General features: G+C 73.5%; 34 protein-coding genes and 1 pseudogene. 27 read left to right on the top strand and 8 right to left on the bottom strand.

Annotation, left to right across the window (positions count from 1 at the left end; all coding sequences use genetic code 11):
- Positions 1 to 240: 240 nt before the first annotated feature.
- From ABRQ22_RS14695 to ABRQ22_RS14585, 23 genes and pseudogenes are all read left to right on the top strand, one after another.
- Entirely contained in the window at positions 241 to 684 is a 444-nt protein-coding gene (locus tag ABRQ22_RS14695) for a hypothetical protein (protein WP_353707252.1), read from the top strand.
- A gap of 293 nt (positions 685 to 977) precedes the next feature.
- Positions 978 to 1,364, top strand: a complete 387-nt coding sequence (locus ABRQ22_RS14690; RefSeq protein ID WP_353707251.1) for a hypothetical protein — start codon at positions 978 to 980, stop codon at positions 1,362 to 1,364.
- Positions 1,365 to 1,377: 13 nt separating this feature from the next.
- The gene (locus ABRQ22_RS14685) at positions 1,378 to 2,265 is read left to right on the top strand and encodes a PD-(D/E)XK nuclease family protein (protein WP_353707250.1); all 888 of its coding nucleotides are present in this window, start codon (positions 1,378 to 1,380) and stop codon (positions 2,263 to 2,265) included.
- A 52-nt stretch (positions 2,266 to 2,317) separates the two neighbouring features.
- Complete coding sequence (locus ABRQ22_RS14680) at positions 2,318 to 2,911, top strand: hypothetical protein (RefSeq protein ID WP_353707249.1); 594 nt, start codon at positions 2,318 to 2,320, stop codon at positions 2,909 to 2,911.
- Complete coding sequence (locus ABRQ22_RS14675; RefSeq protein ID WP_353707248.1) at positions 2,908 to 3,243, top strand: hypothetical protein; 336 nt, start codon at positions 2,908 to 2,910, stop codon at positions 3,241 to 3,243. Before ABRQ22_RS14680 ends, ABRQ22_RS14675 begins: the two co-directional genes overlap by 4 nt.
- A gap of 64 nt (positions 3,244 to 3,307) precedes the next feature.
- Positions 3,308 to 3,736, top strand: coding sequence for a hypothetical protein (locus ABRQ22_RS14670; protein WP_353707247.1), 429 nt, complete (start codon positions 3,308 to 3,310; stop codon positions 3,734 to 3,736).
- Between the two features lie 91 nt (positions 3,737 to 3,827).
- Complete coding sequence (locus tag ABRQ22_RS14665; RefSeq protein ID WP_353707246.1) at positions 3,828 to 4,640, top strand: AAA family ATPase; 813 nt, start codon at positions 3,828 to 3,830, stop codon at positions 4,638 to 4,640.
- Between the two features lie 7 nt (positions 4,641 to 4,647).
- Positions 4,648 to 5,058 carry a hypothetical protein gene (locus ABRQ22_RS14660; RefSeq protein WP_144721154.1) on the top strand — a complete coding sequence of 137 codons (411 nt, stop codon included), beginning with the start codon at positions 4,648 to 4,650 and terminating at the stop codon, positions 5,056 to 5,058.
- Positions 5,055 to 5,189 carry a hypothetical protein gene (locus ABRQ22_RS14655; RefSeq protein ID WP_255437961.1) on the top strand — a complete coding sequence of 45 codons (135 nt, stop codon included), beginning with the start codon at positions 5,055 to 5,057 and terminating at the stop codon, positions 5,187 to 5,189. Before ABRQ22_RS14660 ends, ABRQ22_RS14655 begins: the two co-directional genes overlap by 4 nt.
- A pseudogene (locus ABRQ22_RS14650) lies at positions 5,179 to 5,409 on the top strand (CHC2 zinc finger domain-containing protein); the annotation flags it as partial. The gene ABRQ22_RS14655 and the pseudogene ABRQ22_RS14650, both read left to right, overlap by 11 nt.
- A gap of 25 nt (positions 5,410 to 5,434) precedes the next feature.
- Positions 5,435 to 6,073 carry a hypothetical protein gene (locus ABRQ22_RS14645; protein ID WP_353707245.1) on the top strand — a complete coding sequence of 213 codons (639 nt, stop codon included), beginning with the start codon at positions 5,435 to 5,437 and terminating at the stop codon, positions 6,071 to 6,073.
- 5 nt (positions 6,074 to 6,078) lie between these two features.
- Entirely contained in the window at positions 6,079 to 6,564 is a 486-nt protein-coding gene (locus tag ABRQ22_RS14640) for a hypothetical protein (RefSeq protein ID WP_353707244.1), read from the top strand.
- On the top strand, positions 6,561 to 6,986 hold the full coding sequence (locus ABRQ22_RS14635) for a hypothetical protein (RefSeq protein ID WP_144721146.1): 426 nt from the start codon (positions 6,561 to 6,563) through the stop codon (positions 6,984 to 6,986). The genes ABRQ22_RS14640 and ABRQ22_RS14635 overlap by 4 nt, the downstream gene beginning before the upstream one ends.
- Positions 6,983 to 7,198: a hypothetical protein gene (locus ABRQ22_RS14630; RefSeq protein ID WP_144721144.1), complete on the top strand. Its 216-nt coding sequence runs from the start codon at positions 6,983 to 6,985 to the stop codon at positions 7,196 to 7,198. The genes ABRQ22_RS14635 and ABRQ22_RS14630 overlap by 4 nt, the downstream gene beginning before the upstream one ends.
- Positions 7,191 to 8,390 carry a hypothetical protein gene (locus ABRQ22_RS14625; RefSeq protein WP_144721142.1) on the top strand — a complete coding sequence of 400 codons (1,200 nt, stop codon included), beginning with the start codon at positions 7,191 to 7,193 and terminating at the stop codon, positions 8,388 to 8,390. Before ABRQ22_RS14630 ends, ABRQ22_RS14625 begins: the two co-directional genes overlap by 8 nt.
- Positions 8,387 to 8,842: a hypothetical protein gene (locus tag ABRQ22_RS14620; protein ID WP_353707243.1), complete on the top strand. Its 456-nt coding sequence runs from the start codon at positions 8,387 to 8,389 to the stop codon at positions 8,840 to 8,842. The genes ABRQ22_RS14625 and ABRQ22_RS14620 overlap by 4 nt, the downstream gene beginning before the upstream one ends.
- Positions 8,839 to 9,078, top strand: a complete 240-nt coding sequence (locus tag ABRQ22_RS14615) for a hypothetical protein (RefSeq protein WP_144721138.1) — start codon at positions 8,839 to 8,841, stop codon at positions 9,076 to 9,078. Before ABRQ22_RS14620 ends, ABRQ22_RS14615 begins: the two co-directional genes overlap by 4 nt.
- Positions 9,078 to 9,200 (top strand): hypothetical protein, encoded by a 123-nt coding sequence (locus tag ABRQ22_RS14610; protein ID WP_353707242.1) that lies wholly within the window; start codon positions 9,078 to 9,080, stop codon positions 9,198 to 9,200. Before ABRQ22_RS14615 ends, ABRQ22_RS14610 begins: the two co-directional genes overlap by 1 nt.
- Positions 9,201 to 9,309: 109 nt before the next feature.
- Positions 9,310 to 9,534, top strand: coding sequence for a hypothetical protein (locus tag ABRQ22_RS14605; RefSeq protein ID WP_144721136.1), 225 nt, complete (start codon positions 9,310 to 9,312; stop codon positions 9,532 to 9,534).
- Entirely contained in the window at positions 9,531 to 9,761 is a 231-nt protein-coding gene (locus ABRQ22_RS14600) for a hypothetical protein (RefSeq protein ID WP_353707241.1), read from the top strand. The genes ABRQ22_RS14605 and ABRQ22_RS14600 overlap by 4 nt, the downstream gene beginning before the upstream one ends.
- The gene (locus ABRQ22_RS14595; RefSeq protein WP_144721132.1) at positions 9,758 to 10,510 is read left to right on the top strand and encodes a sigma factor-like helix-turn-helix DNA-binding protein; all 753 of its coding nucleotides are present in this window, start codon (positions 9,758 to 9,760) and stop codon (positions 10,508 to 10,510) included. The genes ABRQ22_RS14600 and ABRQ22_RS14595 overlap by 4 nt, the downstream gene beginning before the upstream one ends.
- Positions 10,488 to 10,757 carry a glutaredoxin domain-containing protein gene (locus ABRQ22_RS14590; RefSeq protein ID WP_144721130.1) on the top strand — a complete coding sequence of 90 codons (270 nt, stop codon included), beginning with the start codon at positions 10,488 to 10,490 and terminating at the stop codon, positions 10,755 to 10,757. Before ABRQ22_RS14595 ends, ABRQ22_RS14590 begins: the two co-directional genes overlap by 23 nt.
- Positions 10,758 to 10,819: 62 nt before the next feature.
- A complete protein-coding gene (locus ABRQ22_RS14585; RefSeq protein WP_353707240.1) occupies positions 10,820 to 11,026 on the top strand; it encodes a hypothetical protein in 207 nt (68 codons plus the stop codon).
- A gap of 2 nt (positions 11,027 to 11,028) precedes the next feature.
- Here ABRQ22_RS14585 and ABRQ22_RS14580 read toward each other — a convergent pair whose 3' ends face one another.
- Genes ABRQ22_RS14580 through ABRQ22_RS14570 form a run of 3 tightly spaced genes read right to left on the bottom strand, consistent with a single transcriptional unit; the run spans position 11,029 to position 14,154 of the window.
- Positions 11,029 to 12,750 carry a recombinase family protein gene (locus ABRQ22_RS14580; RefSeq protein WP_353707239.1) on the bottom strand — a complete coding sequence of 574 codons (1,722 nt, stop codon included), beginning with the start codon at positions 12,748 to 12,750 and terminating at the stop codon, positions 11,029 to 11,031.
- 33 nt (positions 12,751 to 12,783) lie between these two features.
- Entirely contained in the window at positions 12,784 to 12,918 is a 135-nt protein-coding gene (locus ABRQ22_RS14575; protein WP_255437958.1) for a hypothetical protein, read from the bottom strand.
- A 54-nt stretch (positions 12,919 to 12,972) separates the two neighbouring features.
- Positions 12,973 to 14,154 carry an FAD-dependent oxidoreductase gene (locus tag ABRQ22_RS14570; protein ID WP_353707238.1) on the bottom strand — a complete coding sequence of 394 codons (1,182 nt, stop codon included), beginning with the start codon at positions 14,152 to 14,154 and terminating at the stop codon, positions 12,973 to 12,975.
- A gap of 94 nt (positions 14,155 to 14,248) precedes the next feature.
- Between ABRQ22_RS14570 and ABRQ22_RS14565 the strand changes: the two genes are divergently transcribed.
- The 4 genes from ABRQ22_RS14565 to ABRQ22_RS14550 are packed head-to-tail and all read left to right on the top strand — an operon-like array spanning position 14,249 to position 18,081.
- Complete coding sequence (locus tag ABRQ22_RS14565; protein WP_253052511.1) at positions 14,249 to 14,461, top strand: heavy-metal-associated domain-containing protein; 213 nt, start codon at positions 14,249 to 14,251, stop codon at positions 14,459 to 14,461.
- On the top strand, positions 14,458 to 15,417 hold the full coding sequence (locus ABRQ22_RS14560) for a heavy-metal-associated domain-containing protein (protein ID WP_353707237.1): 960 nt from the start codon (positions 14,458 to 14,460) through the stop codon (positions 15,415 to 15,417). Before ABRQ22_RS14565 ends, ABRQ22_RS14560 begins: the two co-directional genes overlap by 4 nt.
- 46 nt (positions 15,418 to 15,463) lie before the next feature.
- Complete coding sequence (locus ABRQ22_RS14555; RefSeq protein WP_353707236.1) at positions 15,464 to 17,782, top strand: heavy metal translocating P-type ATPase; 2,319 nt, start codon at positions 15,464 to 15,466, stop codon at positions 17,780 to 17,782.
- A 26-nt stretch (positions 17,783 to 17,808) separates the two neighbouring features.
- Positions 17,809 to 18,081, top strand: a complete 273-nt coding sequence (locus tag ABRQ22_RS14550; RefSeq protein ID WP_253052186.1) for a hypothetical protein — start codon at positions 17,809 to 17,811, stop codon at positions 18,079 to 18,081.
- Positions 18,082 to 18,219: 138 nt separating this feature from the next.
- Here the strand turns inward: ABRQ22_RS14550 and ABRQ22_RS14545 are convergent, their stop codons facing one another.
- The 5 genes from ABRQ22_RS14545 to ABRQ22_RS14525 form a co-directional block, all read right to left on the bottom strand.
- Positions 18,220 to 18,480, bottom strand: a complete 261-nt coding sequence (locus tag ABRQ22_RS14545; RefSeq protein WP_353707235.1) for a hypothetical protein — start codon at positions 18,478 to 18,480, stop codon at positions 18,220 to 18,222.
- 76 nt (positions 18,481 to 18,556) lie between these two features.
- The gene (locus ABRQ22_RS14540) at positions 18,557 to 19,645 is read right to left on the bottom strand and encodes a hypothetical protein (RefSeq protein WP_353707234.1); all 1,089 of its coding nucleotides are present in this window, start codon (positions 19,643 to 19,645) and stop codon (positions 18,557 to 18,559) included.
- A gap of 121 nt (positions 19,646 to 19,766) precedes the next feature.
- Complete coding sequence (locus ABRQ22_RS14535; protein WP_253052180.1) at positions 19,767 to 20,093, bottom strand: hypothetical protein; 327 nt, start codon at positions 20,091 to 20,093, stop codon at positions 19,767 to 19,769.
- A gap of 45 nt (positions 20,094 to 20,138) precedes the next feature.
- Positions 20,139 to 22,463: a YhgE/Pip domain-containing protein gene (locus ABRQ22_RS14530; protein ID WP_353707233.1), complete on the bottom strand. Its 2,325-nt coding sequence runs from the start codon at positions 22,461 to 22,463 to the stop codon at positions 20,139 to 20,141.
- Positions 22,460 to 25,468 (bottom strand): MMPL family transporter, encoded by a 3,009-nt coding sequence (locus ABRQ22_RS14525; RefSeq protein ID WP_353707232.1) that lies wholly within the window; start codon positions 25,466 to 25,468, stop codon positions 22,460 to 22,462. The genes ABRQ22_RS14530 and ABRQ22_RS14525 overlap by 4 nt, the downstream gene beginning before the upstream one ends.
- Positions 25,469 to 25,556 lie beyond the last annotated feature (88 nt).

Here is a 25,556-nt window from a genome sequence, read left to right as displayed (position 1 = left end):
CTCTGACCTGGGGTCTTGACTCCCCCGTGAGTGTATGCCCAAAGGGACCGGGCGAGCGGGAGCATTGAACGTGACGATTGGGTGAAAGCTGCGCTGATGGTAGCGCTTCCGATTGACACACTGGCGCAGGTCGGTAGATTGGGGAACAGATAACAGGTTGGTCAACATCTCTCGAACATACGTTCGATAACCTAGCCCGACGCTCTGGCATGAGGGGGTCGGATCGAAAGAGGAGGAGACATGCCCGCAGTCTCGAAGATCCAGAACGAGACAGAGGTTCGTCGCTGGTTCGAGGAGGGCCGCTCCTACGCCTGGATGGTCGAGGAGTACGAGCGCAAGTACAACATCTCGACGACGCCGTCGTTGTGGGCGAACTACCGCCGCCGCAAGGGCCTAGAGCCCCGTCTCGTCCGCGACGAGGCGCTGATCCCGTGGCGCGTGGCGCCGGAGCACCGCTGGGCCTACCCGCTCGCGCTCCTACGCATCGAGGCGCGTCGTCGCGCCGGCGCGGAGATATCGGCGAACGACGAGGGGCGCCTCGCGCGGTTCAAGGAGACCCTCGCCGACGGCGACCTGGTCGTGCACTACGACCCGGACACCGAGGAGGGCTTCTTCCTCATCCCGCGCGAGCCCGGCGACAAGGACATGATCCACGAGCCGCAGCGCCACCGAGCTCGCGCCTGACGCCCAGTATCGAAGGCCCCCACGCTGAGTGCGTGGGGGCCTTCTTCGTGCTCGAGAACGTCCCCTAAGCGCATCGTGAGGTAGATCACGACGATCTGTCGCTTTGCCACCGCCGGGGCGGAATCTCGCGGTTCGCGAAGCCTGAGAGGCCGCTGTGGCGCGGCCCGAACGGGATGGTGGCGCACGCGCGTTGCCGATAGCGGAACGGGCGATCGGGCGAGTGGGTCGGCCGGGCTAAAGTCGACACCGGCACGAAAGCCGCACGGATGTACACGAAAGGGGTAGCGGGGGCAGTGACGGTCGAGAAGGCACCGGGAGAGCGCCAGGGCGAGGTCTACTGGGAACGGGAGATGTGGGCTACACTGAGTGCGCAGGTATCCCGTTCGTTCCACTACGAGGAGGTAGACGACCTCACCATGCCGACCGCTCCCGCGAATCCCCGACCCGTCTCAAGCAGCCGACTGGTCATCACCGGAGATCGGTGCCGGCTCGTCGTCGACCCCGGCGAAGAGGCCTACTACATCGAGCTCTTCCCGGCGGCGCCGAGGGGCGAGCTCGAGAGGCTCACACGGAAGGCCGCGGACCTCGGACTCGAGGCGATCCCGGCCGACGAGATCGGCTGGGACTACTTCCCCCAGGTGGTGAACGGCACCCGCATCTACTGGCTCTGCTACGCCTAGGAGGCGCAACCGCGTGAAGTCCCCTTCCCGCCTGTCCTACTCGTCCCTGTCGACCTATGCCGAGTGCTCGATGCGCTGGCTGATCGAGCGGGGACACAAGATCGGATCCGACACCTGGTGGGCGACGCTCGCCGGGACCGTGGTCCACCAGCTCACCGAGGACTGGGACCGTGGCAAGGCGTCTGAGGACGCCGTCACGTCCAAGGTCGCCTTCGAGATGCTCCTCGACGTCGAGGCCGCCAAGGCCGCGGAGGAGGAGCGGAAGGTCCGGGCCTCCGGCAAGGTCCTCAAGAAGCACGGCAAGACCGGAGGCCCCAACAAGAAGGACCGCGAGTGGTGGCTCGAGGAGGGCCCCAAGATGGTCCAGGCCTACATCCACTGGCGCAAGCTCACGCGCTGGGAGATCCTCACGCTCTGGGACGGCGAGCCCGCCATCGAGCTCCAGATCGACGAGCCCGTGGCCGGCCGCAAGTTCCTCGGCTACGTCGACCGGATCTTCATCCGCCCCACCGGCGAGATGGTGATCGTCGACATCAAGTCGGGCAAGGAGCCCGCGGGCTGGCTCCAGCTCGCGACCTACCGCCTCGGCATCCTCCGCAAGTACGGCCTCGACATCACCGAGGCCGCCTTCTGGATGGCCGGCGACGGGGACATCCCCGGGCTCGTCGACGTCGAGCGGTTCAACCTCGACGCCGTCGAGGGCATGGTCGGCGCCGCATGGCGCGGGATCGAGGCCGGGGTCTTCATCCCCCACGTCTCGAACATGTGCTCGGGCTGCGGCGTGCGGGACTACTGCCCGGGCGTCGCCGGCGAGAAGGCCGGCGAGCTCGAGGTCGTCGACGCGGTCGAGGTCAACGAGCGGTCGCTGATCGAGAGTGTGACGCAGCCCACCTCGGGCTGATTGGCATTGTGACGCAGGATGCTCTACATTGGATAGAGTCAACGAGAGGAGAGTGCCCACAGTGGCAGACACCAACGAGGGCGGGCCGATCGAGAGTCGGGCCACCATCAAGTTCGCCGGCGGCTACGACGCCCCGTGGCTCACGGTCGGCGGCGCAACGCCGGAGGAGCTCAAGGAGCGACTGCTCGCTGCCTTCGGGATCGATGGGGAGAGTGACGCAGCCAAGCTTCCGGTCTCGGACCTCATCATCAACCTGAGCAACTCGGCGCACCGCGCCTACAGCGTGGCGAACAGCCTCGACGGCGCGGTCATCTCGCAGCCGCCGGCGAAGCCGGCAGCCAAGCGCAAGCCCGCCGCGAAGGCGGCCGCGAAGCCCTCCGGGAACGACACCCCGGCGGCCACCAGCGCGCCGGCCACGGCCTCCCCCGAGGTCGCCTCGTCGGGCGCCTCGAGCGCGTTCGCTGCGGCAGCGGGCGAGAGCTCGGCGCCGGCGGCCGAGCCCGAGAAGCACCCGGCCGTCGCGGCGTTCGAGGCCGCGACCAACCTCGACGAGTTCCGGGCGGCCGTCACCAGCCACCAGGCCGCGATCAAGGGCAACCCCGCGATCCAGGAGGCCGCGAAGGCCGCCAAGGCGCGGCTCGCGTGAGCGCCTCCGGGATCCTCGAGCCCGAGGACATGCCGCCCGGCGAGCTCCCCGCGCTGACGGAGGCCGACGTCGAGTCGTTCACCCGCCAGCTCGACGCGCTCGACGTGCAGCCCGTGTGGCTCGCACAGAACCTCGTCGCCAGCCCGGGCGGCGACTTCATCGCCAACATCGCGACCATCGTCGCCGTCGAGGCGACGCAGGACGAGTACGCGGTGCTCGTCTACGAGGGGGGCGCCGAGGTGCTCACCCCCTTCGCGGCGACGACGTTCATCCGCTCCTGGCTGTCCCGGCACGACCTCGAGCTCCCGGAGGCCGAGCTCCCCGAGCTCTGAGCCTCGCCCCACCGCTTCACCCCCAGCTTCACAGACACACGAACGTCCAGGAGGACACAGACAGATGGCACTCCCCACCTTCGGCGACATCGCGACCGGCGGCTCCTACTTCAAGGGCGACGACTACGCCCACGCGGTCGCGCTGCTCATCGAGCCCACCAGCCTCGAGCGGCAGGTCCCGACGAACTACGGCCCCAAGGACACGATCACCGCGGACATCACGGTGTTCGGCTCCGAGGAGGAGATCGACAACGACGGCGGCCAGCGCAACGAGGGCGTGAAGATCCAGCAGATCGACCTGGCGAAGAAGCTCGCGCACCTCGTCGGCGGCGCGACGGTCGTCACCGTCGAGAAGCTCGAGAAGAGCGCGAAGCTCCCGAACGGCGCCTGGGTGTGGCGCACGGTCTCCTCGGAGATCAAGGGCAAGGTCATCGCCTTCGCCGAGCGCCGCGAGGCGGCGGGCGAGGACGTCCTGGGGGACCTGCTCGCCTGACGTGACGACTCGGGCGGGCCGATTGGGAGAGTGACGCATCCTCTCCCCGGCCCGCCCGTCCGTCCGCACGTCTCGAGAGGAGGAACCCCGCGTGCTGACCGCGCAGCGAGCTCTCACCCTGAGCTCCCAGTCCAGCCCCGAACTGCCCCGCGTGCCCGCCCTCGGCGCGCTCTACCAGATGGGCGTCCGCCCCCGGGTCGGCGAGGTCATCATGATCGCCGGCCGCTCCGGCACGCAGAAGTCGGGCTTTGCCCTGTGGTGGGTCCTGAACATGGGCCTCCCCACGCTGTACTTCTCGGCCGACATGAGCGCCTACCAGGCCTCGGTGCGCATCGCCTGCTCCAAGCTCGGCATGACGACCGACCAGGTCGAGGCCGCCATGAGCGACCCGCACACCCGCGCGGAGTACATGGCGATCCTGGCCGAGGTGCCGATCACGTTCTCGTTCGGCTCGCCGATCTCCTGGCGGTCCGTCGACCTCGAGCTCGACGCCTACATCGAGCTCCACAACGCCTACCCGCAGGTCATCGTCGTCGACAACCTCATGGACGTCGAGGGCGCCAGCGCGGACTACACGGCGCAGATGGAGGCGATGCAGAACATCTCCGACCTCTCGCGCTCGACCGGCGCGACGGTGATCGTCCTGCACCACGCGAGCGACAAGTCGTGGGAGGCGAAGTCCGACCCGTGGCGCCCGCCGTCGCGGGACCAGGTCAAGGGCGGCATGAGCGAGAAGCCCGAGCTCTCGCTGTCCGTCGCGCTCGACCCGATGTCGTACCTCTACCGCGTCGCCTGCCTCAAGCAGCGCATGGGCCCCTCGGACCCGAGCGCCCAGCGCTACGCGACCCTGCGCGCCGACCCGGAGCGCACGCTCTTCCTCCCCGACGGCCTCGAAGGGATCTGACGCCGCGATGACCACCTCAGCAGCCACCGCCCGCGCCCGCGCCTCCAAGCGCAAGGGCGCGAGCTACCAGTCCGACGTGCGCAACCTCGTGCGCGACACCTTCCTCCTCGACGTCGAGATCCTCGAGCTCTCGGGCACCGAGGACGAGGGCGACCTCGTGATCCGCCTCCCCCGCACCGGGAAGTACGTGATCGTCGAGGCGAAGAACGAGGCCAAGATCGACCTCCCCGGCTACCTGCGCGAGGCGCGCGCCGAGGCGGCGAACTACGCGAAGCACCGGCCCGCCGTGAGCGACGACCAGACGCTCGCCGTCGCGTTCGTCAAGGCGCGCGGCAAGGGCACGGCCGAGAGCTACGCCGTCATGCGCGCCGGGGACTTCCTGGCGCACCTGGTGGAGCTCGAGGAGCGGGCCTCGTGAAGGCCGAGCCGGTGAAGACGGCCGGCGAGTTCTGGGCCTACATCGGGTTCATCTCCGACCCCGACTCGTTCGAGTGGGGCGTGCCGGAGATCGAGGCGATCGAGGAGTTCCACGGAGTCGATGTCCGCTGAGCCCCTCGACCTGACCAAGGTGCTCGAGCACTACGACGTCCGGGTGCTCTCGAGCCGTACACAGCAGATGGTCACCTGCCCTCTGCACGAAGACCGAACGCCGAGCTGCTCGATCCACCTGGGCAAGGGCCTGTGGAAGTGCTTCTCGTGCGGTGAAGCCGGCGACGGATGGTCGCTGGTCATGAAGAAGGAGGAGACCGACTTTGTCGGAGCGAGAGCCTATGCGGCCGATCACGGCCTCGAGGATGAGCGAGCTCGAGGAAGCGACGGCGGCGTACGAGGCAGCGCTCACGCCGGCGGCCGCGAAGTACCTGCTCGGTCGGGGGCTGGGGGTGGAGGAGGCGACTACGTACCGCGTTGGCGTCGTCGCTGACCCGTTCCCCGGGCACGAGCGCTTCACCGGGATGCTCGTCATCCCCTACCTCGACCAGGAGGGCCGGCCGCTGAGCCTGCGCTTCCGGTGCATCGAGGAGCACGACCACCGCAAGGCGGCGTCGAAGCACGGGAAGTACATGAGCCTCCCGCACGAGCCGGGCCGCCTGTTCAACATCGGCGCCGTGCACCGCGCGGACACCGAGCTCCACATCACCGAGGGCGAGTTCGACGCGATCGTCCTCAACAAGGTGGGCCTCCACGCGGTCGCCGTCCCCGGCGCCCAGTCGTGGGCCCCGCACTTCCGCCGCGTCGTCGCCGGCTTCTCGAAGGTCTGGGTCTGGGGAGACCCCGACGAGGCGGGCAGCGACTTCGTCAACACCATCACGCGCGACGTGCGCAACGCCTCCGGTGTCCGCCTCTCGAAGGCGGACGGGGACGTGACCGACCTCTACCTGGCGCAGGGCGCCGAGGCCATCTACCAGCGCTTCCAGCGCGGATCGGGAGAGTGACGCAGATGACCAGCATCGCAATCGAGTCTGTCGCCCAAGCGCAGGACATCGCGAACGCCCTCGCGACAGCGCTCGAGCCCTTCGGCCTGGAGGCCGTCACGCTCCGGGACATCGAGATCCGTCAGGAGCGGGGCGGGGCGGAGTTCATCGGGGGACGAGTGAGGGGCGGGCGCTCCGACACGTTCGCCGAGATGACCGTCCGGGCGCGCGTGACCCGGGTGCCGATCGCCTACCCCAAGGTGACCCCGGCGCCCGAGGACGAGACGACGTCGGACTGGCACCTCATGGGCGTCGACCCCAAGCATGGCGGCAACGTCTACGCCCGCGCCGGCGCCGGCCGGCGGCTCGAGGTCTTCACCCCGCGGATGGACCCCGAGTACGCCGACCTCGTCGAGCGCTCCCAGCTCGACGTCACGAAGCTGGGCCGCCTGGTGGCGTACCCGTGCGACGACGGCGACGAGGTCCTGGTCCTGGAGCGTGACTGCTCGTGAGGTTCACCGCCCGCGGCGAGGAGTGGAAGTCGGCCCTCGCCGTCATGGAGATGGACGGCTACAAGGACGGGCAGGCAATGGCGAAGGCCGTCGTCGCGGCCGTCTACGGGGACCTCGTCATGCGCGAGTCGTTCCTGCTCCTCGTCCGGGAGGCGGTCGACAAGCGCCCGATCGGCTACGGCCCCTTCCCCTCTGAGGCGGAGGCCGAGAAGCTCGGCGCCGCGCTCGGGCTCCCGTACGCGATCGAGCCGATCACCGGCTCGGGGGTCCTGGAGGCCAACCTCGAGGGTCGCGACTTCGGCGGCTACGGCTACTGCAAGGCGAAGGGCTGCGGGCACCCGCCCTGGCTGCACCTCGCGGACGGCTCGTCGCGCGGCCCCTGCACGGAGGGGGGCTGCCCGTGCAAGAAGCATCGGAAGTGAGCCGCCCGCGCCAGACCTTCCGCTCGATCGAGGCCGTCTACGCCGCGATGCCCGAGCAGGCCGCCGACATCCGGCGGGCCCTGCTCTCGACGCGCGCGGCAGAGGCCCTGGCGATCGAGCTCTGGGACGCGGGCTTCCCCGTGTCCCCCAGCACCATCCGAACGTACCGGCGCGTCATGCGCGCCACAGAGGAGAGCACCACCGATGACTGACACGCTGGCCGAGCGCCTGCTCGCCAAGCCCACCGCGCCGGCCCTGCCGGCCCGCGCCGGCACGGGCACCCTGACCACCGAGCTCGAGGTCAAGGGCGACGTCGCCACGGCGACCGTCAAGACTGAGACCAAGTCTCAGGCCGAGCTCGAGGGCGAGGCCCGCAGCGTGCTCGAGCGCTACGACCTCGACCCCGCCGACTGGGAGGTCACGGGCTTCCGCTCCTCGGCCTGGACCATGCCGTCGGGCGACGAGGGCACGAGCGCGCGCTTCACGTTCGGGCGCCGGGGCACCGCCGCTGCGGGCCGGACCGTCGACATCGATGACCTGCTCGAGCGCGTGCGCGCGGCGCGTGCGCCGAGCTACATCGAGACGTTCACCGGCGGCGGCAAGGGCTTCGTGCTCGCGATCGGAGACATGCAGTACGGGAAGATCGACGGCGACGGCGCAGAGGGCACCGTGCAGCGCGCGTTCGAGGCGATCTCCAAGGCCGCTGACCTCCTGCGCGAGCTGCGGGAGACGGGCAGCGAGCTCATCACGCGGATCCACGTCGCGTGGCTCGGCGACCACATCGAGGGCTTCCAGTCGCAGGGCGGGGCGAACGTCTGGCGCACGCCGCTGACGCTCAACGAGCAGATCCGCCTCACCCGCCAGACGATGCTCCACGCGCTCGAGGAGTTCGCGCCCTTCGGCCTGCCCCTGAGCATGGCGGCGGTGCCGGGCAACCACGGCGAGACGACGCGCTTCGCCGGCAAGGGCGTCACGCGCTACGACGACTCGCACGACACCGAGTCCCTCATCGCCGTGAGCGACGCCGCGCGCATGAACCCGGAGGCCTTCGGGCACGTCAGCTTCTACGTCCCCGAGACGGACGAGATGACCGTCGTGCTCGACGTCGCCGGCACGCGCGTGGCCCACGTCCACGGCCACCAGTACCGCGCCGGCAAGCACTTCGACTGGTGGGAGGGCCAGGCCTTCGGCGGCTCGCCCCTGCGCGATGCGGACCTGCTCCTCGCCGGGCACCTGCACCACTTCCACGTCGACACCCGGGGCCCGCGGACCTTCATCGGCACGCCGGCGCTCGAGTCGGAGAGCACGTGGTGGCGGCACGCGACGGGCATGACCGGCTCGCCGGGCGTCGTCGCGACCCTGACGAAGGACGGCCAGACCTCGCCGATGTGGGTGATCCAGTGACCGACCGCGCGCACGCCACGATCGCCAGCTTCTACGACCTCGCCTCCGAGCTCGTCACGGGCGGAGGCGGGATCCTCACCGCCTTCGTCGCCCCCGACGGTGGGCTGACGTACGTCGCGAGCCCGCTGACGACCACGCCGCCCGCGGTGCTCCTGGGCCAGCAGGCCGAGATGGTCGCGGACCACATCGAGGCGCAGGCCCCTGTCACGTGGATCCTCGCTCCGACCCGGGCGCGCGGCACCCTCTGGGCCGGCAAGAACCTCCCGGGCCTGCGCAAGCGTCGCGTGGTCGCCACCCCCGATGCCTTCACCGGGGTGCGGCTCCGCCGGGAGGACCGCGTCGTCGTGCTCGACCGCCCGCGCGTGAACGCAGCCCTCCTCCTGGAGCTGGACCTCGCGCTGGCCCGCGCCAGCCTCGGGCACGCCGAGGTCGTGCGCGAGGTGCGCGAGTGATCGTCCGGCACCGCTGCGGGAAGAGCTGGAAGCAGCGCGGCGAGAAGAGCGGCCACTGCGGCGGCTGCCACCTCACCTTCTACGGGCAGCGCTCGTTCGACGAGCACCGGCGCGACGGGCGCTGCCTCAACCCCGCGGAGCTGGAGGGCTGGTGGATCGACAAGCTCGACCACTGGCACTCCCGCCCGCGCATGACCGACACCGAGCTCGAGACCGCCTGGGGTGTGACCGCCTGATGCTCACGACCAACACGACCGCCCCTCCCCCGCCCGCCGGGCCGGAGGCCTTCCTCATCATGTACGCCCTGCTCGTCGCCGCGTCCCTCGCGCTGCTCAACCTCGCGCAGGTGGCGCCGTGATCGCCCGCCCGCGCGCCGCGCGCCGCCAGCCCGCCAGCACCGGCCTGTACCTGTTCGCCCTGCTCATCCTCGTCTACGCGACCGCGACCGTCCTGGAGGTCACCACCCGATGAAGTACCGCGACTACGTCGAGCACGTGCTCGTCGAGGCCGGGGCGCGCCCGTCCGACGCCGTGACGGCGGTCGACGCGCTGGCCGGCAAGGCGATGCTCCGCCGGCCGCTCGACGAGGAGGGCGACGTCGAGATCGTCACGAACCTCCAGCGCGAGGTCGTCCGAGAGCTCTGGGTGCCCGTGAGCCAGCGCCCGCACAAGCACCCGCGAGGTGGCATGTGAAGTACCGCGAGTACGTCACGCAGTCCATCTTCGACCACGCCGACGGCCCCCTGGGCGACTGGCGGCAGGTCGAGCGCACCGTCGATGCGCTGGGCGAGGCGGGGGTCCTGCGCCGCCCGCTCGACGACGACGGCTACGTCGAGGAGATCCGCACGATCGGCGCCGACCGCCCGGTCCGCACCGCCTGGGTGTCCACCCCCACCGAGAGCGAGGAGCGCGAAGGATGAGCACGACGACCGTCGACTGGGACGCTGTCGGGGAGCGCGGCTTCTGGGCAGCCGAGCGCGCGGCGAAGTCGGTGGCGAACAGCTACTCGGCCATCGAGGAGGACGACGTCTTCCAGGAGGCCGTGATCTACATCGCGACCCACCCGCGCGAGATGGCCGAGCAGTTCGCCTACGGCGAGTCGCTGCCCGGCGTGCGCGGCGGGGAGCTCGGTGGGCTCAAGAGCATGGCCCGCCAGCTCGTCTCCCGGATGCGCGCGTGGGCAGCCTCCCAGCTCGACCGCCGCGACCGGGAGTTCGACGCCGCGATCGAGCGCCACCAGGAGGAGGTCCGCGAGGGCTTCCGCCACCAGCCCACGCCGGCCGCGTTCGAGGGGATGCCCTACACCCCGGGGCTCATCGAGACGATCCTCCCGGCGCTCTGGACGCCGTCGCTCGCCTGGGCGCCGGTGGTCGAGGGCGGGCCCGAGGAGGACATGCCCCGGGCGAAGAGCGACCCGTCGCACAGCGGGACGCACATGGCCCACTACGCCGACGTCCGCGCGGCGTGGGAGCACGCGAAGGTCACGAAGGCCCAGCGCGAGGCCCTGCTCCTGACGCTCGGCGCCGGCATGACCCAGGAGGAGGCAGGGGCGGTGCTCGGGATCTCCCGGGAGGCCGTCTCCCAGCGATCGACCGCTGGCCTGTGCAACCTCGCCACGTACCTGAACGGAGAGGAGATCGGCCTCGATGGAGTCGACCTCGCAGCCTGAGATCACCGTCTACTCGAACCCGGGGTGCCAGCCCTGCCTCGCCACGAAGCGCCAGCTCGACAAGCTGGGCCTGGCCTACGGCGAGGCGTCCGCCGCGGACAGCCCGCAGATGGTCAACCTCGTGAGGTCGCTGGGCCTGCCGGAGGAGGCGCCGATCGTCGTCGCGAAGCGCGTCGTCGACGGAAGCCAGCGGCAGGAGATTTGGACAGGGTTCCGCCCTGACCGCCTGCGCAGCCTGGCTGCCTGACCCTGACCCTGGCCGGGGCCCTTCATTGGGCCCCGGCCTTTTCGTCGTGTCATGGTGGAGGCATGGCAAGACAGCACGTGCACGTCCGCAAGGAAACGCCCGCCCTCGCCCGCTGGCAGGCAGAGAACCGACGCACCATCCCGGCCCCGCTCCGCGAGGCCCACCCCGTCGCCGTGAACCGCGCGCTCGCGCTGGCCGGCCACGATCCCCGCCGCCTGACCGCCACCGACGAGCGCACGGTCCTGGTCCACAACGAGAGGGTCTGGTAGGGCTACCCCTCGGCCGCGAGGCGCGCCGCCCGCCGCTCCCGCTGCGCCAGCTTCTTGAGCGTCTCGGGCGAGCGCCCCGGGTGCTCTGCCAGCTCGCCGTCGCGCGGCCAGGTGGAGCCGTCGACGAACGTGATGATCGCCCGCTGAGGGCCGGAGAACCGCGCCCCGCGGTAGGGCGCCTTCACGACCCTGACCTCGCGCACGACGGCCTCGATGATCCGGCGCTGCGCCGCCCTGTCGAGGTCGTCCCACGCCTCGGCGAGGTACTGGAGGTCGCGCAGGGACTCGGGCGTCACGAGGTCGCTCTCCGAGCGCGCGGTCAGGGCTTGCTTGGCGGCACCCACGGCCGCGCGCAGGCGGGGCAGCTCTGCGGCCGCCTCCTCCTCGGTCAGGATCCCGACGACGGCCAGGCGCCGGACTCTCGCGAGCTCCGCCTCGGCAGCCGCCAGAGCCCCCTCGCGCACGGTGAGCTCGGCGCGCACCGCCGGGTCCGCCTCCCCTGCCCACGCGGCGAAGGCAGACCGCGTCACCTCATCCTCCGGGTCGAGCGAGGAGAGGAAGATCAGGGCGCGCCCGACGACGTAGTCGTTCATGTCCTCCTCCGGGCACCCGTAGCCGCCGCACCTGCCCGGCCCCATCGCCAGCGACCCGCACTTGTAGTAGCTGTACTTCGAGGTCCGGTGCACCGTCGGCAGCTCGCCGCACTCCGCACAGCGGAGCCGCGAGCCCAGTAGGGACGCCCGGGGCTTCGCGCCGACCGCGCCGGTGCGCCCGCCCCTCTTCCGGTCCTCGATGCGCGCGAGGATGTGCGCCCGCTCGTCCGGGGTGATGACGCCTTCCCCCACGCTGACAGGCTCGCCGGTCTCGGGGTGCCGGTAGACCTCGGCGACATGAGGCCAGCCGCCCTTGCTCCCGTCGGCCTGGGTCTCGCGGATGCGGATGCTCTGGAGCCCAGCCCATCCCGGCGAGCGGACGATGGCGGCCAGGGTCGGGATGCGCCACTTCAACGGGGGTGTCTCGATGTCCTCGTCGCGGCCCCGCGCCTTGCGCGTCACCGTGGCCCCCCACGGGTGCCCTGACGCGAGCCTGACCTTCCGGTCGTTGAGGTCGCCGGTGATCTCGTAGAGGGTCTTCCCCTCTAGCAGGGCCTCGGCGACCGAGCGGGCCTCGGGGTACGTCTCGGGGTCGTGCTCGAGCTTGCCGTCGGCGCCCTTGCGCAGGCCCCACGGCGGCTTGCCGCCGAGCCAGAGGCCGTCCGCGCGCCGGTAGCGCTTCGTGCGCGCGATGTTGTCCCCGAGCTTCTCGCTGTACTCGCGCGCCATCTCGCCGCGGATGATGTTGGCGAGGCGCTGCTGGGGGTCGGAGGTGTCCGTGCCGTCGAGGCCGAGGATGCGCCGGCCCGTCGCCGCGTGCCGGGAGAGGAGCGCTCCGAGGGTGTCTGCCCCGCGCCGGTCCGCCCGGTCGAGCGCCCAGACGATGACCGTGTGGAAGCGGCTGCCCTCGTCGAGGGCGGCCAGGGCCGCCTCCCACTGGGGGCGAGCCTTCCCGCTCCGCGCGCTCGCGCCGGTGCCCTCGCGCTCCCGGTAGACCTCCACAACCTCGAGGCCCTGGCTCGCGGCGAACTTGCGCGCCTCCTGCTCCTGCTCCGACAGCGTCTTGTTCGTGCCGGCCCTTCCGCTCGAGCGTCGGACGTAGATGGCTGCGGCGGAAGAGGGCGTCGTCATACCACACATCCTACGACACTTTGGTGGTATGCTTTAGAACGTCCAGAAATCGACCAGCACGATCTTGCCGCGCAGGTCGGCGAGGGTCAGGTCGCGGCCGCCGGTGTTGAGCCAGCCGCGCCCGACGAGCTCGGACGCGCGGACACGGGGAAGTCGCTCGGTGGTCACGCGACCATTCTCGCGCCCGAGCACGCCCGAGGCAGACACCCCGGAGCCACCACCTCAGGGCCGGCGCAGCTCGGAGCGCAGCGCGTGGAGCTCACGCGTCGCACCGAGACCGACCGCCGCGACGAGGTCGCCCCCGACGCGGAGCTCGGTGAGCAGCCCGCCGCCGTCGAGCGTGCGGTGCTCCGGGGTCGCGCCGGGCACGGCGACGCCGAACCCGGCGACCTGGGTGCCGTGCAGCACGAGAGTGAACCCGGCGTCGGGCACGTACGGGCCGGGGTCCGGGCCGCCGACGAGACGGCGCAGGACGGCGCGCGCCGCGTGCGCACCCTGCGCGACGGCGGCGTCCCAGTGGTCGGTCCGGAACCTCTGGTCGCGCCGGTCCCGGTGGACGGCGACCGCCCCGGCGGCGAGCAGGCCGGGCGCGCCGGGAACAGCGAGGCGGTCGTCGACGTCGACGCCGCCGCCGGTGCCGGGCACGGCGGGCGCGGTGCCGTGCGCGACGACGGCGAGGTCGGACTCCAGGGTCGTCCCGCCCGCGAGGCGCACGGTGACGCCGCCCGGATGCTCGGTCACCGCCTCGACCCGGCGGCCGAGGTGGGCGTCGAGGTGCTCCTCGTGGAGCATGGCGACGGCGCGCGCGACCGCGGCCCCGAGCGCCCCGGCGAACGGGAGCCGGGAGCGGGCGACGAGGTGGACGGTCGCGCCGGCCTCGGCGAGCCAGGCGGCGGTCTCGGACCCGACGAACCCGGCGCCGAGCACGGTGACCGTGCGCCGCGCGGGATCGGGGCCGAGCAGGGCACGCAGCCGCACGGCGTCCCGCGCGGTGTGCAGGTGCACCACGCGGGGCTCCCCGCCGTCGGCGCCCGCGAGCGCCGGGACACGGTCCACGGCCGGGCCGGGGCGAGGCACCGCGCCGGTCGCGAGGACCACGGCGGCGGCGGTGAGCTCGCGCCCGTCCGCGAGGACGACGGCCCGCCGCGCGGGGTCCAGCCCGGTCGCGCGCGCCCGCACGAGCTCGACGTCGGGCGGCACGGGCAGGGCGGCCTGCTCCGCGGTGAGCAGGCCCTGGAGGATCGCCTTGTCGACGAGGGTGCGCAGGTAGGGCGCCTCCTCCTCGCCGTGCACGAGGACGACGCGACCGGCGAACCCCTCGCCGCGCAGCGTCGTCACGGCGGCGTGCCCGGCGGCTCCGCCACCGACCACCACCACGTCCGCCGGCCTGTCCACGTCGCGCATCTCTCCTCCTTGACCTCGATACCCCCTCTGGGTATATTCGCCATCCTAGTCATACCCCATGGGGGTATCAGCACCGAGGAGGAACGTCGTGAGCATCGTCGAGATCGAGTACCAGGTGACCGGCATGACGTGCGGCCACTGCGAGATGTCGGTGCGCGAGGAGGTCGGGCAGGTGCCCGGCGTCACCGCGATCGACGTCAGCGCGACCACCGGTCGGCTCGTCGTCACGGCCGACCAGCCCCTCGACGACGTCGCGGTCCTCGCCGCCGTCGACGAGGCCGGCTACAGCGCGGAGCGGGTGCGATGAGAGCCCCCGCCCGGATCGGGCTCTACGTCGCCGGGCTCGGGGTCGTGTTCGTGGCCTCGGCCGCGGTCGCGGGCGCCGTCGTCCCCGAGGGCGCGCTGCCGAATCCGCCCGCCGCGCACGCGCCGGAGCAGCACGTCGCCACGAGCGACGACCCCCCGCAGGAGACCACGAGAGGAGCGGACATGATCGGCGGACTGTCCCTGGAGCAGGGCGGCTACACGCTCGGCGAGATCGAGGCGCCGCGGACGCCGGGCACGCCCGGCGAGCTCGCCTTCACCCTGACCGACCCCGCGGGCGCTCCGGTGACCGACTTCGCCGTCGCGCACGAGCAGCGCCTGCACCTGGTCGTCGTGCGCTCCGACGGGGCGCACTACCGCCACGCCCACCCCGAGCTGGACGAGGCAGGCCGCTGGTCGGTGCCCTGGACGTGGGACGCCGCGGGCACCTACCGCGTGTACGCCGACGCCGTCCCCACCGGGGGCGACCCGCTCACCCTGAGCCGCACCGTCGAGGTCGCGGGCGACGTCGTGCCCGTCCGGGCGGACGCCCCGACGACCACCGCGTCGGTCGACGGGTACGACGTCGCGCTCGAGGGGAACCTCGAGGCCGGGGCCGTCTCGCGGCTGACGCTTCAGGTCACGCGGGACGGCGAGCCGGTCACGACGCTCGAGCCGTACCTCGGCGCCTTCGGTCACCTCGTCGCGCTCCGTGACGGCGACCTCGCCTACCTGCACGCCCACCCCGAGGGCGCCGAGGCGGTGCCGGGCGAGGTGTCGGGCCCGACCGTGACGTTCGGCGTCGAGGCGCCCACCGCGGGCCGGTACCTCCTCTACCTCGACTTCCAGGTCGAGGGTCAGGTACGCACCGCCGCCTTCACGGTCGAGGCCGCTCCCGCCGCCGACGCGACGGGCGACGCCGCCGCGGCCGACCACGACACGACCCCGCACGACCACTGACGACCCTGCACCGGGCGGCACGCCGCCCGGTCGGAAGGAGAACCTCATGACGACATCGGCCGCCCCGCCGCCGGGGACGTTCGTCGAGCTCGAGATCGGCGGGATGACCTGCGCCTCGTGCGCCATGCGGATCGAGAAGAAGCTCAACCGGCTCGAGGGCGTCACCGCGACCGTGAACTACGCGACGGAGAAGGCGAAGGTCACCGTCCCGGAGGGCGTCGACGCGGCCACGCTCATCGCCGAGGTCGAGAAGACGGGGTACACCGCCCAGCTCCCGCGCGTCGAGGACCCCGAGGTCCCGACGCCGGACGAGGCGGACGACGTCGACCCCGAGCTCACCGCGCTGCGGCAGCGCCTCGTCGGGGCCGTCGTGCTCTCGGTCCCGGTCATCGCGATGGCGATGGTCCCCGCGCTCCAGTTCACGTACTGGCAGTGGGCCAGCCTCGTGCTCGCCGCGCCCGTCGTGGTGTGGGCGGCCTGGCCGTTCCACCGCGCCGCGTGGACCAACCTGCGCCACGGTGCGGCGACGATGGACACCCTCATCTCCGTGGGGACCAGCGCCGCGTTCCTCTGGTCCCTCTACGCGCTGTTCCTCGGCACGGCGGGCGAGCCGGGCATGACCCACCCGTTCACGCTGTCCGTCGCCCCCACCGACGGCGCCGGGAACGTCTACCTGGAGGTCGCGGCCGGCGTCACGACCTTCATCCTCGCGGGCCGCTACTTCGAGAAGCGGTCCAAGCGGCAGGCCGGCGCCGCGCTGCGCGCCCTGCTCGAGCTCGGCGCCAAGGACGTGGCGGTGCTGCGTGACGGCGCCGAGACCCGCGTCCCGATCTCGGAGCTCGCCGTGGGCGACGAGTTCGTCGTGCGCCCCGGCGAGAAGATCGCGACCGACGGCACGGTCGTGGCCGGCACGTCCGCCGTCGACGCCTCGATGCTCACGGGCGAGTCCGTGCCCGTCGAGGTGGGCGAGGGCGACGCCGTCACCGGTGCGACCGTCAACGCGGGCGGGCGGCTCGTCGTGCGCGCGACGCGCGTCGGCGGCGACACCCAGCTCGCGCAGATGGCCCGCCTCGTCGAGGACGCGCAGTCCGGCAAGGCCCAGGTCCAGCGGCTGGCCGACCGCGTCTCGGCCGTCTTCGTCCCCGTCGCCATCGCGATCGCCGTCGGCACCCTCGGCGCGTGGCTCGGCGCCGGCGCGCCGGCATCGGCCGCGTTCACCGCCGCCGTCGCGGTGCTCATCATCGCGTGCCCGTGCGCGCTCGGCCTCGCCACCCCGACGGCGCTGCTCGTCGGGACGGGCCGCGGAGCCCAGATGGGCGTCCTCATCAAGGGACCCGAGGTGCTGGAGTCCACCCGGACCGTGGACACCGTCGTGCTCGACAAGACAGGGACCGTGACGACGGGCGTCATGACGCTGACCGACGTCGTCACGGGCACCGGTGTCGACCGCGCCGAGCTCCTGCGCCTCGCCGGGGCGCTCGAGGACGCCTCGGAGCACCCGGTCGCCCGGGCGATCGCCCGGGGCGCCGCCCAGGAGGTGGGCCCGCTCCCCGTGCCCGCGGAGTTCACCAACGTCGAGGGCACGGGCGTGCAGGGCGTCGTGGACGGGCACGCCGTGCTCGTCGGCCGCGAGTCGCTCCTCGCCGAGTGGGCGCAGCACCTCCCGCGCGACCTCGCCGACGCCAAGGCCCGCGCCGAGGAGCAGGGCGGCACCGCCGTCGTCGTCGGCTGGGACGGGCGCGCCCGCGGCGTCCTCGTGGTGGCCGACGCGGTCAAGCCCACGAGCGCCGAGGCGATCCGCCAGCTCCGCGCGCTCGGCCTCACCCCGGTGCTCCTCACCGGGGACAACGCGACCGTCGCACGCCGGATCGCGGCCGAGGTGGGCATCGACGAGGTGATCGCGGAGGTCATGCCGCGCGACAAGGTCGACGTCGTCAGCCGCCTCCAGGGCGAGGGCAAGGTCGTCGCGATGGTCGGCGACGGCGTGAACGACGCCGCCGCTCTGGCCCAGGCGGACCTGGGTCTCGCCATGGGGACCGGGACGGACGTCGCGATCGAGGCCGCCGACATCACCCTCGTGCGGGGCGACCTGCGCTCCGCGGCCGACGCGATCCGCCTGTCACGCCGGACCCTCGGCACGATCAAGGTGAACCTCTTCTGGGCGTTCGCCTACAACGTCGCCGCGATCCCGCTGGCCGCGCTCGGCCTGCTCAACCCCATGCTCGCCGGCGCCGCGATGGCGTTCTCCAGCGTCTTCGTCGTGGGCAACAGCCTGCGCCTGCGGTCGTTCCGGAGCCGGGCCACGAGCCCGGACCCGACGGCCACCACCCCGACCGCGCCGGCCGCGCAGCTCGCCGGCGTCTGACCGTCCCGACCCTCAGGAGGACCCGCATGTGCCACCACCACGACGACGCCCCGCCGCACGACGACGCCCGCCCCGAGCCGGCCGGCGCCTGTCACGCGCACGCCGCACCCTCGGTCGGCTCCGTGCCGGACGACGACCTCGCCGAGTGCCCCGTCATGCCCGGCAGCACGACCGTCAAGGCGCACGCCGAGGCGGCCGGGCTCGTCCGTGACCACGAGGGCGTCCGCTACTGGCTGTGCTGCTCGTCGTGCGGCCCCCTCTTCGACGCCGACCCCACCCGCTACGCCCGCGCGTCGTGACCCGGTGAGCACGTCGACCCGGTGAGCACGTCGACCGGTGACCCGGCGACCCGGCCCGGTGCCGCCCACGGGGTGCGGTGCCGGGCCGCGGCGTGGGTGGCGACCCTCCCCGGCCCTCTCGCGCGGGCGTCGCGGGGTTCAGACGCGCGACGCCGTGACGTCCCCGACGACGCGGACCTCGACCTCCACGCCGTCGACGGTCTCGGGGACGTCGACGTCGTCCGAGGTCACGTTCACGCGCAGCAGCCAGTCGTCGACGACGTCCGTCGCCCGCGGGCCGCGCCCGGGCGCGCCCGACGCGTCGGCACGGGCGATCCCGACGCCGGTCACTCCGTCGAGGCCCGCGAGCTCGTCGCGGAGCGCGGCCTTGGCCTCGCGGGCTCGTTCGAGGGTCGCCACGGCGAACCACCTCCCGACCTCATTGTGCGCCCGTCGGGGCGTTCGCGGCAGGGCCGGGAGTCCGTGCCGGGCGGCGTCACCCGAGCAGCGTCGCGCCCAGCCGCTCGAGGACGGTCCCGATCGGGTTGCAGTACGTGAGCCCCGTGCCGTTCGCGCCGCCCGTCTCCGACCCCGCGAACAACAGCCCCAGCGCGACCCCGTCCTCGCGGTACACGAGCGACCCGGAGTCGCCGCCGCGCGAGAACGGCCCGTCGCCCGTCGACTCGACCTCGATCTGGTCGTCGAACCGCAGCGCGCCGAGGCCGTCGCCGTAGCCCACCACGACGTCGTCGAGCTCGATGGCCGTGACGCGCCCCGTCGTGACGCCGGTGGTCCGGCCGGACTTCCCGACCGCCTCACCGCCGAGCGCGACCGCGGTCTCCGTGATCCGGCCGACTGGGTACTCCGGGTCCACGGTCGGGTCGTCGAGGAGCGCGACGGCGGCGTCGACGGTCTGCGTGACGCCCGCCTCCAGCGGGACGAGCGCGGCGAGGGCCCCGACGCGGTCGTCCGGCGCGCTGCCGCCGTCGGCGGGGCCGGGCTGCACGACGACGTCCCCGACCCGGGCGGACGGCGACCCCGCGAGCACGTGCCAGTTCGAGAGCGCGTAGACCGACGCGGCGTCCGCGCCCACCACGGGCGGCTCGGCGACGCGCACGAACGCGCCGAGCGTCCCCGCGGTGACGTCCACGTGGGCGATCGAGACCCCGGGACGCAGCGGCCGGACCCGGCCGGTCTCGCCGGTCGCGTAGGCCGTGACGACCGGCGGGCGCAGGCCCGGTCCGTCGGCGCCCGCACGCCCCGAACCCGGCGCCGCGGCGAGGGGCCGGATCCGCCCCGTACGTCGCACGTCGACCGTGTCCCCCGCCTCCGAGGCGACCTTGCGCGCGATGCTGCGCGCGGTGGGCACGCCCAGCCGGTACCGGACCGCGATGGCGTACCCGCCGTCGTCGTGCGGGGCGAGGCCGATCGCGAGAGTGGGCGCGCGCACGACGTCCGCAGCGTCGGGCACGTCGCGCGCCTCGATCGCCGTGCCCGACCGGCCCGGCAGCCCCGACCGCTCCGCGAGCTCACGCGCGTAGTCCGCGAGCTGCGACTTGATCTCCCGTGCCTTCTGCTGGTCCATCGGTGCACCGTCCCCTCGCCCGACGGACGGCTCCCGCCGTCCGCGTCCTGCCGAGCGAGTCTGACGGCCGCCGCCCACACCCGCACCGCGCCACGCCGACGCAGACGGCGACGCGGCGGGATCAGGCTCCCGGCGCCTCGACGGCCGGTCCCGGCCGCGGGCTCCTCGCCCGGCGGCCGACGGCCCACAGGAGCCCGGCGACGCCGAGCGCGACGACCGCCGCGACGAGGGTCACGTGCGCCTGGCGCAGGCGGTCGTAGACGTACCACCAGTCGGCGCCGTCCGGCGCGCCCGCGGAGCGCGCGAACATCTCCGCGACGTACCACCGGTTCGCCCACGCGACGAGCAGAGCCGTACCGACGACCGCTGCGACGACCCCCAGCGCCCTCGCGAGGCGCCCCGCGCGCTCGGTCCGCCGTCGTCCTGCTGCCGTGCCCCCGTGCGTCATGCGAGGCATCCTCTCGCGCCCACGGCGCTCGGCACCAGACCCGGCTCAGGCCCGGAGCAGCTGCTCGACGCGGACCGACCGGCGGCGGGCGACGACGAGCGTCGTCACCGCGACGGACGCGAGGCCCCAGAGCACCAGCGCGACGGCGTCACCCGCTCCCCCGGCCGCGCCCGGGTCGACGATCGACGTGAGCAGGCGGAGCGCCGAGCCCACGGGCAGCAGGTCGCGCAGCCCGGTGAGCGCGGCAGGGACGGTCGCGACGATGCCGGTCGCGACGAGCAGGACCGCGACGAGCAGGCTGATCGCCCGCCCCACGTTCCCGAGCAGGGCGGCGAGCGCCTGGTTGAGCGCGACGAAGACCACCGACGCGAGCGCGCCGACCGCGAGCAGGCCGACCCAGCCGCCCACGCTCGCTCCCTCGACCGCGGCGAGGACGCCGCCGACCACGAGGCCCGTCGCGGCGGCGATCCCCGCCGGCAGCGCGAGCGCGGCGAGCGCGAGCCGCCCCGCGGTCCGGGTCGACCCGAGCAGCTTCGCGGGCACGGGCGGGAACGCGACGAAGATCGCGAGCGCGCCGAGCCACAGGGCGAGGACGGCGAACAGCGGGCCGGTCGACCCGGTGCCGAGGTCCTCGACGCCCGGAGCGGCCACCGGGTCCGCGACGACCGCGGAGAGGTTCTCGCGCTCGGCGTCCGTGTACGAGGGGATCTGCTCCGTCGCGTCGCCGAGGCCCTGGGCGAGCTCGCTCGTCCCGTCCGCGAGCTGCCCGACGCCGCCCGCGAGGTCGCCCGCGCCCGTCGCGAGCTCCTGCGTCCCCGTGGCGAGCTGGTCGGCCCCCGTCCCGAGCGCCCCGACGCCGGTCGCGAGGCCGTCCGCCCCCGACGACAGCGCGCCCGCGCCCCCGGCGAGCCGGGCGGCGCCGTCGGCCACCTGGTCCGCACCGCCGGCGAGCTGCCCGAGCCCGGCCGAGAGGTCGCGCGCGCCCCCGGCGACCCCCGTCGCCCCGGTGGCGGCCTGCGCCGCCCCGGTCGCGAGCCGGTCCGCGCCCTGCGCGGCCTGGTCGACCCCGGCCGCGAGGGCGTAGAGCCCGGTGGGCCCGTCCGCGCCCGACGGCACCCCGGCGAGGGCGGCGTTCCCCGCCGCGACCTCCGCCGCGCCCACCGCGAGCGGTCGCAGCGCGGCGAGCTGCTGGTCGAGCGCCACGCACGCGGGCGACGTCGGGGCCGCCGCGCACCCCGCCTGGACCTTCTGCTGCTCGATCCCGGCGACGACCTGCGCGAGGCCGCCGGCGACGTCCCGTGACCCCGTCGCGAGGCTGGTCCCGAGCGACGGGAGCGACGTCGACCCGCCGTCGGGAAGGGGAACGGCAGAGATCGAGGCGTCGAGCGTGCCGAGCCCGGTCGCGAGGTCGGACACGCCGGTCGAGACCGCCGCGACGCCGTCGGCCAGCCCCTGCGCACCGGTGGCGAGCGAGCCCGCGCCCGTGGACGACTGCGCGACGCCGTCCGCGACCTGGCGCGATCCCGTCGCGACGCCCTGCGCCCCGCTCGCCAGGTCACCGGCGCCGGACGCGAGCCGGTCGGCGCCCGAGCCGAGCTCGCCGACCCCGGACGCGAGCGCTCCGGCGCCGGTCGCGAGCTCGCCCGCGCCGGACGCGAGCCGCGTCGCGCCGTCGTCCGCCTGGGACGCGCCGTCCGCGAGCTGGTCGGCGCCGTCCGCGGCCTCGCCGAGCTGCTCGTTCAGGGTCGTGAAGCCGACGAGCACGCCGTCGACGTAGTTCTCGGTCAGCGTCGTGCCGAGCACCGAGGTCGCGGTGGTCGTGACGATGCGCGCGAGCGCCTCGTCCACGACGCGCCCGCCGGGTGCCGTCTCGACCGTCAGCGTGGCCTGCGTCGCGTCGGACGCGTCGCCGCCGAACGACGTGGCCGCAGCGGAGAAGTCCTCCGGGATGGTCACGACGGCGGAGTACGTGCCTTCGGCCAGCCCGGACGCGGCGTCGGCGGCGTCGGTGACGACCCAGTCGTAGTTCGTCGTGCCGGCGTCGGGCTGGACGGCGACCGGACCGGTGTCCGTCGACGCCGCGCCGCCGCTCACCAGCCCCGCCGTGAGCTGGCGCCCGAGGGGGACGGTCTGGCCGTCGACCTCCACGGGCTCGTCGAGGTTGACGACCGCCGCCTGCACGGTGTCGAGGCGCTCCTGCGGGTTCCACAGCGCCCACAGGAGCAGGCCGAGCACGGCGAGCGGGAGCGCGACGGCCGCGGCCACGGTCCACACGCGTCGCGCGTCGACCCGGGTCCGGGCGCGGGCAGGCGCCGGCGCGCCCGGGGTGGTCGGTCCGGTCTGCGCCGTGTCGGGCGGGAAGACGCTCATGCGGGCACCTCCTCGGTGCGCGGGCCGACGACGGACGCCGGGTCGGTGGGGGCGGGCACCGTGGGGGCGGGGTCGGGAGCGTGCAGGTCGAGCACCTGCGTCCCGGGCGGGGCGAGGTCCGTGGGCGCGGGCCCGACGGCACCCAGGACGACCGCCGTGCCGCTCGCGGTGGCCTGCCCGAGCACGTCGGCCAGCGCCGCCCGCTCCGCGGGCGACGTGACGGCGTCGGTCCCCACGACGGCGAGCAGCCGCGGGCCCTCGCGCAGCAGCGCGGCGACGCTCGACGCCGCGGGCACGCGGTGCGCGGCGGGCGCGGGAGCGTCACCGGGCAAGGCCGCGACGTCGGCCGCGAGGTCGACGAGCGCGACGCGGCGACGCACGCTCAGCGCGCGCTCGGGCAGGACGAGGCCCGTCACCTTGAGGGCCCCGGCGGCCGGCCTGAGCCGCCCGGCGAGCGCCAGCACGACGCCGGACACCGCCGCGGGCGACGTCCCGTGCACGACGAGCGACCCGCCGTCGGGCACGCGGATCGTGACCGGCTCCGCGAGGGGGCCGTGCGCCCCGGCGACCACGAGGTCGTGCGCGACGACGGCGTCCGTGCTGCCGGGCTCCGGCCAGTCCGCGAGCGCGAGCTCCTTGGACAGCCCCTCGCCCTCGACGTCGAACGAGGGGAGCACGCGGTCGAGCCAGCGCGGCATCCACCACGCCTTGTCGCCGAGCATCGCGAGCACGGCCGGCACGAGCGTCATGCGCACGACGAACGCGTCGACGAGGACGCCGACCGCGAGCCCGAGCGCGATGGGCTTGAGGCTCATGTCGCCCTCGGGCACGAACGCGACGAACACGGCGAACATGATGACGGCGGCCGCGGTGACGACCTTCGCCGACGCCTGGAACCCCGTGAAGATCGAGCGCCGCGCCTTCCCGGAGTGGACGTAGTCCTCCCGGATGCGCGCGACGAGGAACACCTCGTAGTCCATCGCGAGGCCGAACAGCACGCCCATGAGGACGATCGGCATGAACGAGATGACGGGCCCGAGCCGTGTCACGTGCAGCGCGTCGGCGAGGAACCCGTGCTCGAACACGAGCGTCACGACGCCGAACGCCGCGCCGACCGAGAACAGGTAGCCGAGCGTCGCCTTGATCGGCACCGCGATCGACCGGAACACCATGGTCAGCAGCACGAGCGACAGGCCCACGACGACGAACGCGAACGGCAGCAACGCCGCCCCGAGCTTGGCGGACACGTCGATCCCCACCGCCGTGAAGCCCGTGACCGCGAGGTCCACGCCGTACTCGTCGAGGAAGTGGTCGTGCTGCGCGCGGATCTCCGTGACGAGGTCCTTGGTCTCCTCCGAGTCCGGCGCGCCCGTCGGCACGACCTGGACGATGCCCGTGTCCGCGGTGAGGTTGGGCGTGGAGAGCGGCACGTCCGCGACGCCCGGCAGGCCCGCGATCTCGTCGCCCAGGTCGTCCATGAGCCCCACCGGGTCCGTCGACGTGACGATCGTCCCGGTGACGATGAGCGGCCCGTTGAAGCCGGGCCCGAAGTGCTCGGACACCAGGTCGTACGTGACGCGCGCCTGGTTGTCCTCCGGCAGCGTCCCCGCGTCGGGCAGCGCGAGCTGCAGGTCCCGCGCCGGCAGCGTCAGCAGCACGATCGCCGCGACGACGAGACCGATCGTCAGCAGCGGGACCCGCGTGACGGTCCGCACCCACCCGGCGAAGAACCGGTTGCGGTGCGCGGTCGTGGTCGGGTCGGAGACGTCCCGGGTCGGGTCCGCGGCGGGGGCGCCCTCGGTGCTCGGGGCTGCCGCGCCGTCACCCTGGTCTTCCGGGCGGGGGTTCACGAGCGCGGCTTGACGCCCTGTCGCATCCGAGCCCGCCCCCGCCGCTCGTCCGGTCCGTCGCCTCGTCGTCTCGTCGAGGTCCGACGACGCCGCACCCGCACGCCGTCGCCCACGCCCACGACGGCGCGGAGCCTTCGGGCGGAGCCGCTCGCCGGCGAAGCCCAGCATCGCGGGGAGGAGCGTGATCGACACGAGGACCGCGAGGCCGACGCCGACTGCGGCGGCGACGCCCATGACGGTGAGGAACGGGATGCCGGCGACGCCGAGGCCGACGAGCGCGATCATCACGGTGAGGCCGGCGAAGATGACCGCGGAGCCGGCGGTCGCGACGGAGCGGGCGGCGGCCTCCTCGACGCTCAGCCCGGCGGCGAGCTCGTCGCGGTGCCGGGACACGATGAAGAGCGCGTAGTCGATGCCGACGGCGAGGCCGAGCATGACGGCGAGCATCGGGGTCGTGGAGTTGATCTGCGCGACGGCGGTCGCGGCGAACAGCAACCCCATGCTCACGCCGACCCCGACGACGGCGTTGAGGAGCGGCAGCCCGGCCGCGACGAACGAGCCGAACGTGAGGACGAGCACGACGAGCGCGACGAGGAGGCCGAGCGCCTCGGTGACGGTGAGGGTCGGGAACTCGGTGCTGAAGAGCTGGCCGCCGAGCGCGGCCTGCGCGCCGTCGGGCAGGGCCGCGGCGAGGTCGTCGACGACGTCGCCGAGCGCATCCTTCGTGGCGTCGGTGACCTCGCTCTGGCTCTCGTCGAGCTGGACCGTCATGAGCGTCGCGACGCCGTCGTCGCTGATCGACGCGGTCATGGTGTCGTCGTAGGGCGACGTCACGGCGGCGACGCCGTCCACGTCGCCGAGCCCGGCCACCGCGTCCGCGACGGGGCCGCGGACGGCGTCGTCCTCGATGGTCGAGCCGTCGGGGGCGACGACGACGACCTGCGCGGAGGCGCCGCTGACCTGCGGGAACGTCGCCGCCAGGCGGTCGAGCGCGGCCTGGGACTCGGTGCCGGGGATGGTCACCTCGTCGTCGAGCCCCTGGCCGACGAGGCCGGCGAGCGCGCCCGCGAGGACGAGGATCCCGAGCCACGAGGCGAGGACGAGCCGGCGCGCCCCGACCGCCCAGCGGCCGAGCGAGTACAGCGCTGAGGACACGAGCGGCCTCCTGAGGAGAGTCAGACGGATTTCAGGATACGCCGCTGTATCCGATACGCGACCGTATCGGATACACTCATGTATCGCA

This window comes from Cellulosimicrobium sp. ES-005, assembly GCF_040448685.1.
GTDB classification, from domain to species: Bacteria; Actinomycetota; Actinomycetes; order Actinomycetales; family Cellulomonadaceae; genus Cellulosimicrobium; species Cellulosimicrobium cellulans_G.
This window is presented reverse-complemented; position numbering and strand designations above follow the sequence as displayed.

Bases quoted from the DNA above. Each gene is read 5' to 3' on its own strand.
- ABRQ22_RS14695 (WP_353707252.1), top strand. From the start codon at position 241: ATGCCCGCAGTCTCGAAGATCCAGAACGAGACAGAGGTTCGTCGCTGG.
- ABRQ22_RS14670 (WP_353707247.1), top strand. From the start codon at position 3,308: ATGGCACTCCCCACCTTCGGCGACATCGCGACCGGCGGCTCCTACTTC.
- ABRQ22_RS14660 (WP_144721154.1), top strand. From the start codon at position 4,648: ATGACCACCTCAGCAGCCACCGCCCGCGCCCGCGCCTCCAAGCGCAAG.
- ABRQ22_RS14645 (WP_353707245.1), top strand. From the start codon at position 5,435: ATGAGCGAGCTCGAGGAAGCGACGGCGGCGTACGAGGCAGCGCTCACG.
- ABRQ22_RS14640 (WP_353707244.1), top strand. From the start codon at position 6,079: ATGACCAGCATCGCAATCGAGTCTGTCGCCCAAGCGCAGGACATCGCG.
- ABRQ22_RS14625 (WP_144721142.1), top strand. From the start codon at position 7,191: ATGACTGACACGCTGGCCGAGCGCCTGCTCGCCAAGCCCACCGCGCCG.
- ABRQ22_RS14610 (WP_353707242.1), top strand. From the start codon at position 9,078: ATGCTCACGACCAACACGACCGCCCCTCCCCCGCCCGCCGGGCCGGAG.
- ABRQ22_RS14605 (WP_144721136.1), top strand. From the start codon at position 9,310: ATGAAGTACCGCGACTACGTCGAGCACGTGCTCGTCGAGGCCGGGGCG.
- ABRQ22_RS14595 (WP_144721132.1), top strand. From the start codon at position 9,758: ATGAGCACGACGACCGTCGACTGGGACGCTGTCGGGGAGCGCGGCTTC.
- ABRQ22_RS14590 (WP_144721130.1), top strand. From the start codon at position 10,488: ATGGAGTCGACCTCGCAGCCTGAGATCACCGTCTACTCGAACCCGGGG.
- ABRQ22_RS14585 (WP_353707240.1), top strand. From the start codon at position 10,820: ATGGCAAGACAGCACGTGCACGTCCGCAAGGAAACGCCCGCCCTCGCC.
- ABRQ22_RS14580 (WP_353707239.1), bottom strand. From the start codon at position 12,750: ATGACGACGCCCTCTTCCGCCGCAGCCATCTACGTCCGACGCTCGAGC.
- ABRQ22_RS14570 (WP_353707238.1), bottom strand. From the start codon at position 14,154: ATGCGCGACGTGGACAGGCCGGCGGACGTGGTGGTGGTCGGTGGCGGA.
- ABRQ22_RS14560 (WP_353707237.1), top strand. From the start codon at position 14,458: ATGAGAGCCCCCGCCCGGATCGGGCTCTACGTCGCCGGGCTCGGGGTC.
- ABRQ22_RS14555 (WP_353707236.1), top strand. From the start codon at position 15,464: ATGACGACATCGGCCGCCCCGCCGCCGGGGACGTTCGTCGAGCTCGAG.
- ABRQ22_RS14550 (WP_253052186.1), top strand. From the start codon at position 17,809: ATGTGCCACCACCACGACGACGCCCCGCCGCACGACGACGCCCGCCCC.
- ABRQ22_RS14540 (WP_353707234.1), bottom strand. From the start codon at position 19,645: ATGGACCAGCAGAAGGCACGGGAGATCAAGTCGCAGCTCGCGGACTAC.
- ABRQ22_RS14535 (WP_253052180.1), bottom strand. From the start codon at position 20,093: ATGACGCACGGGGGCACGGCAGCAGGACGACGGCGGACCGAGCGCGCG.
- ABRQ22_RS14530 (WP_353707233.1), bottom strand. From the start codon at position 22,463: ATGAGCGTCTTCCCGCCCGACACGGCGCAGACCGGACCGACCACCCCG.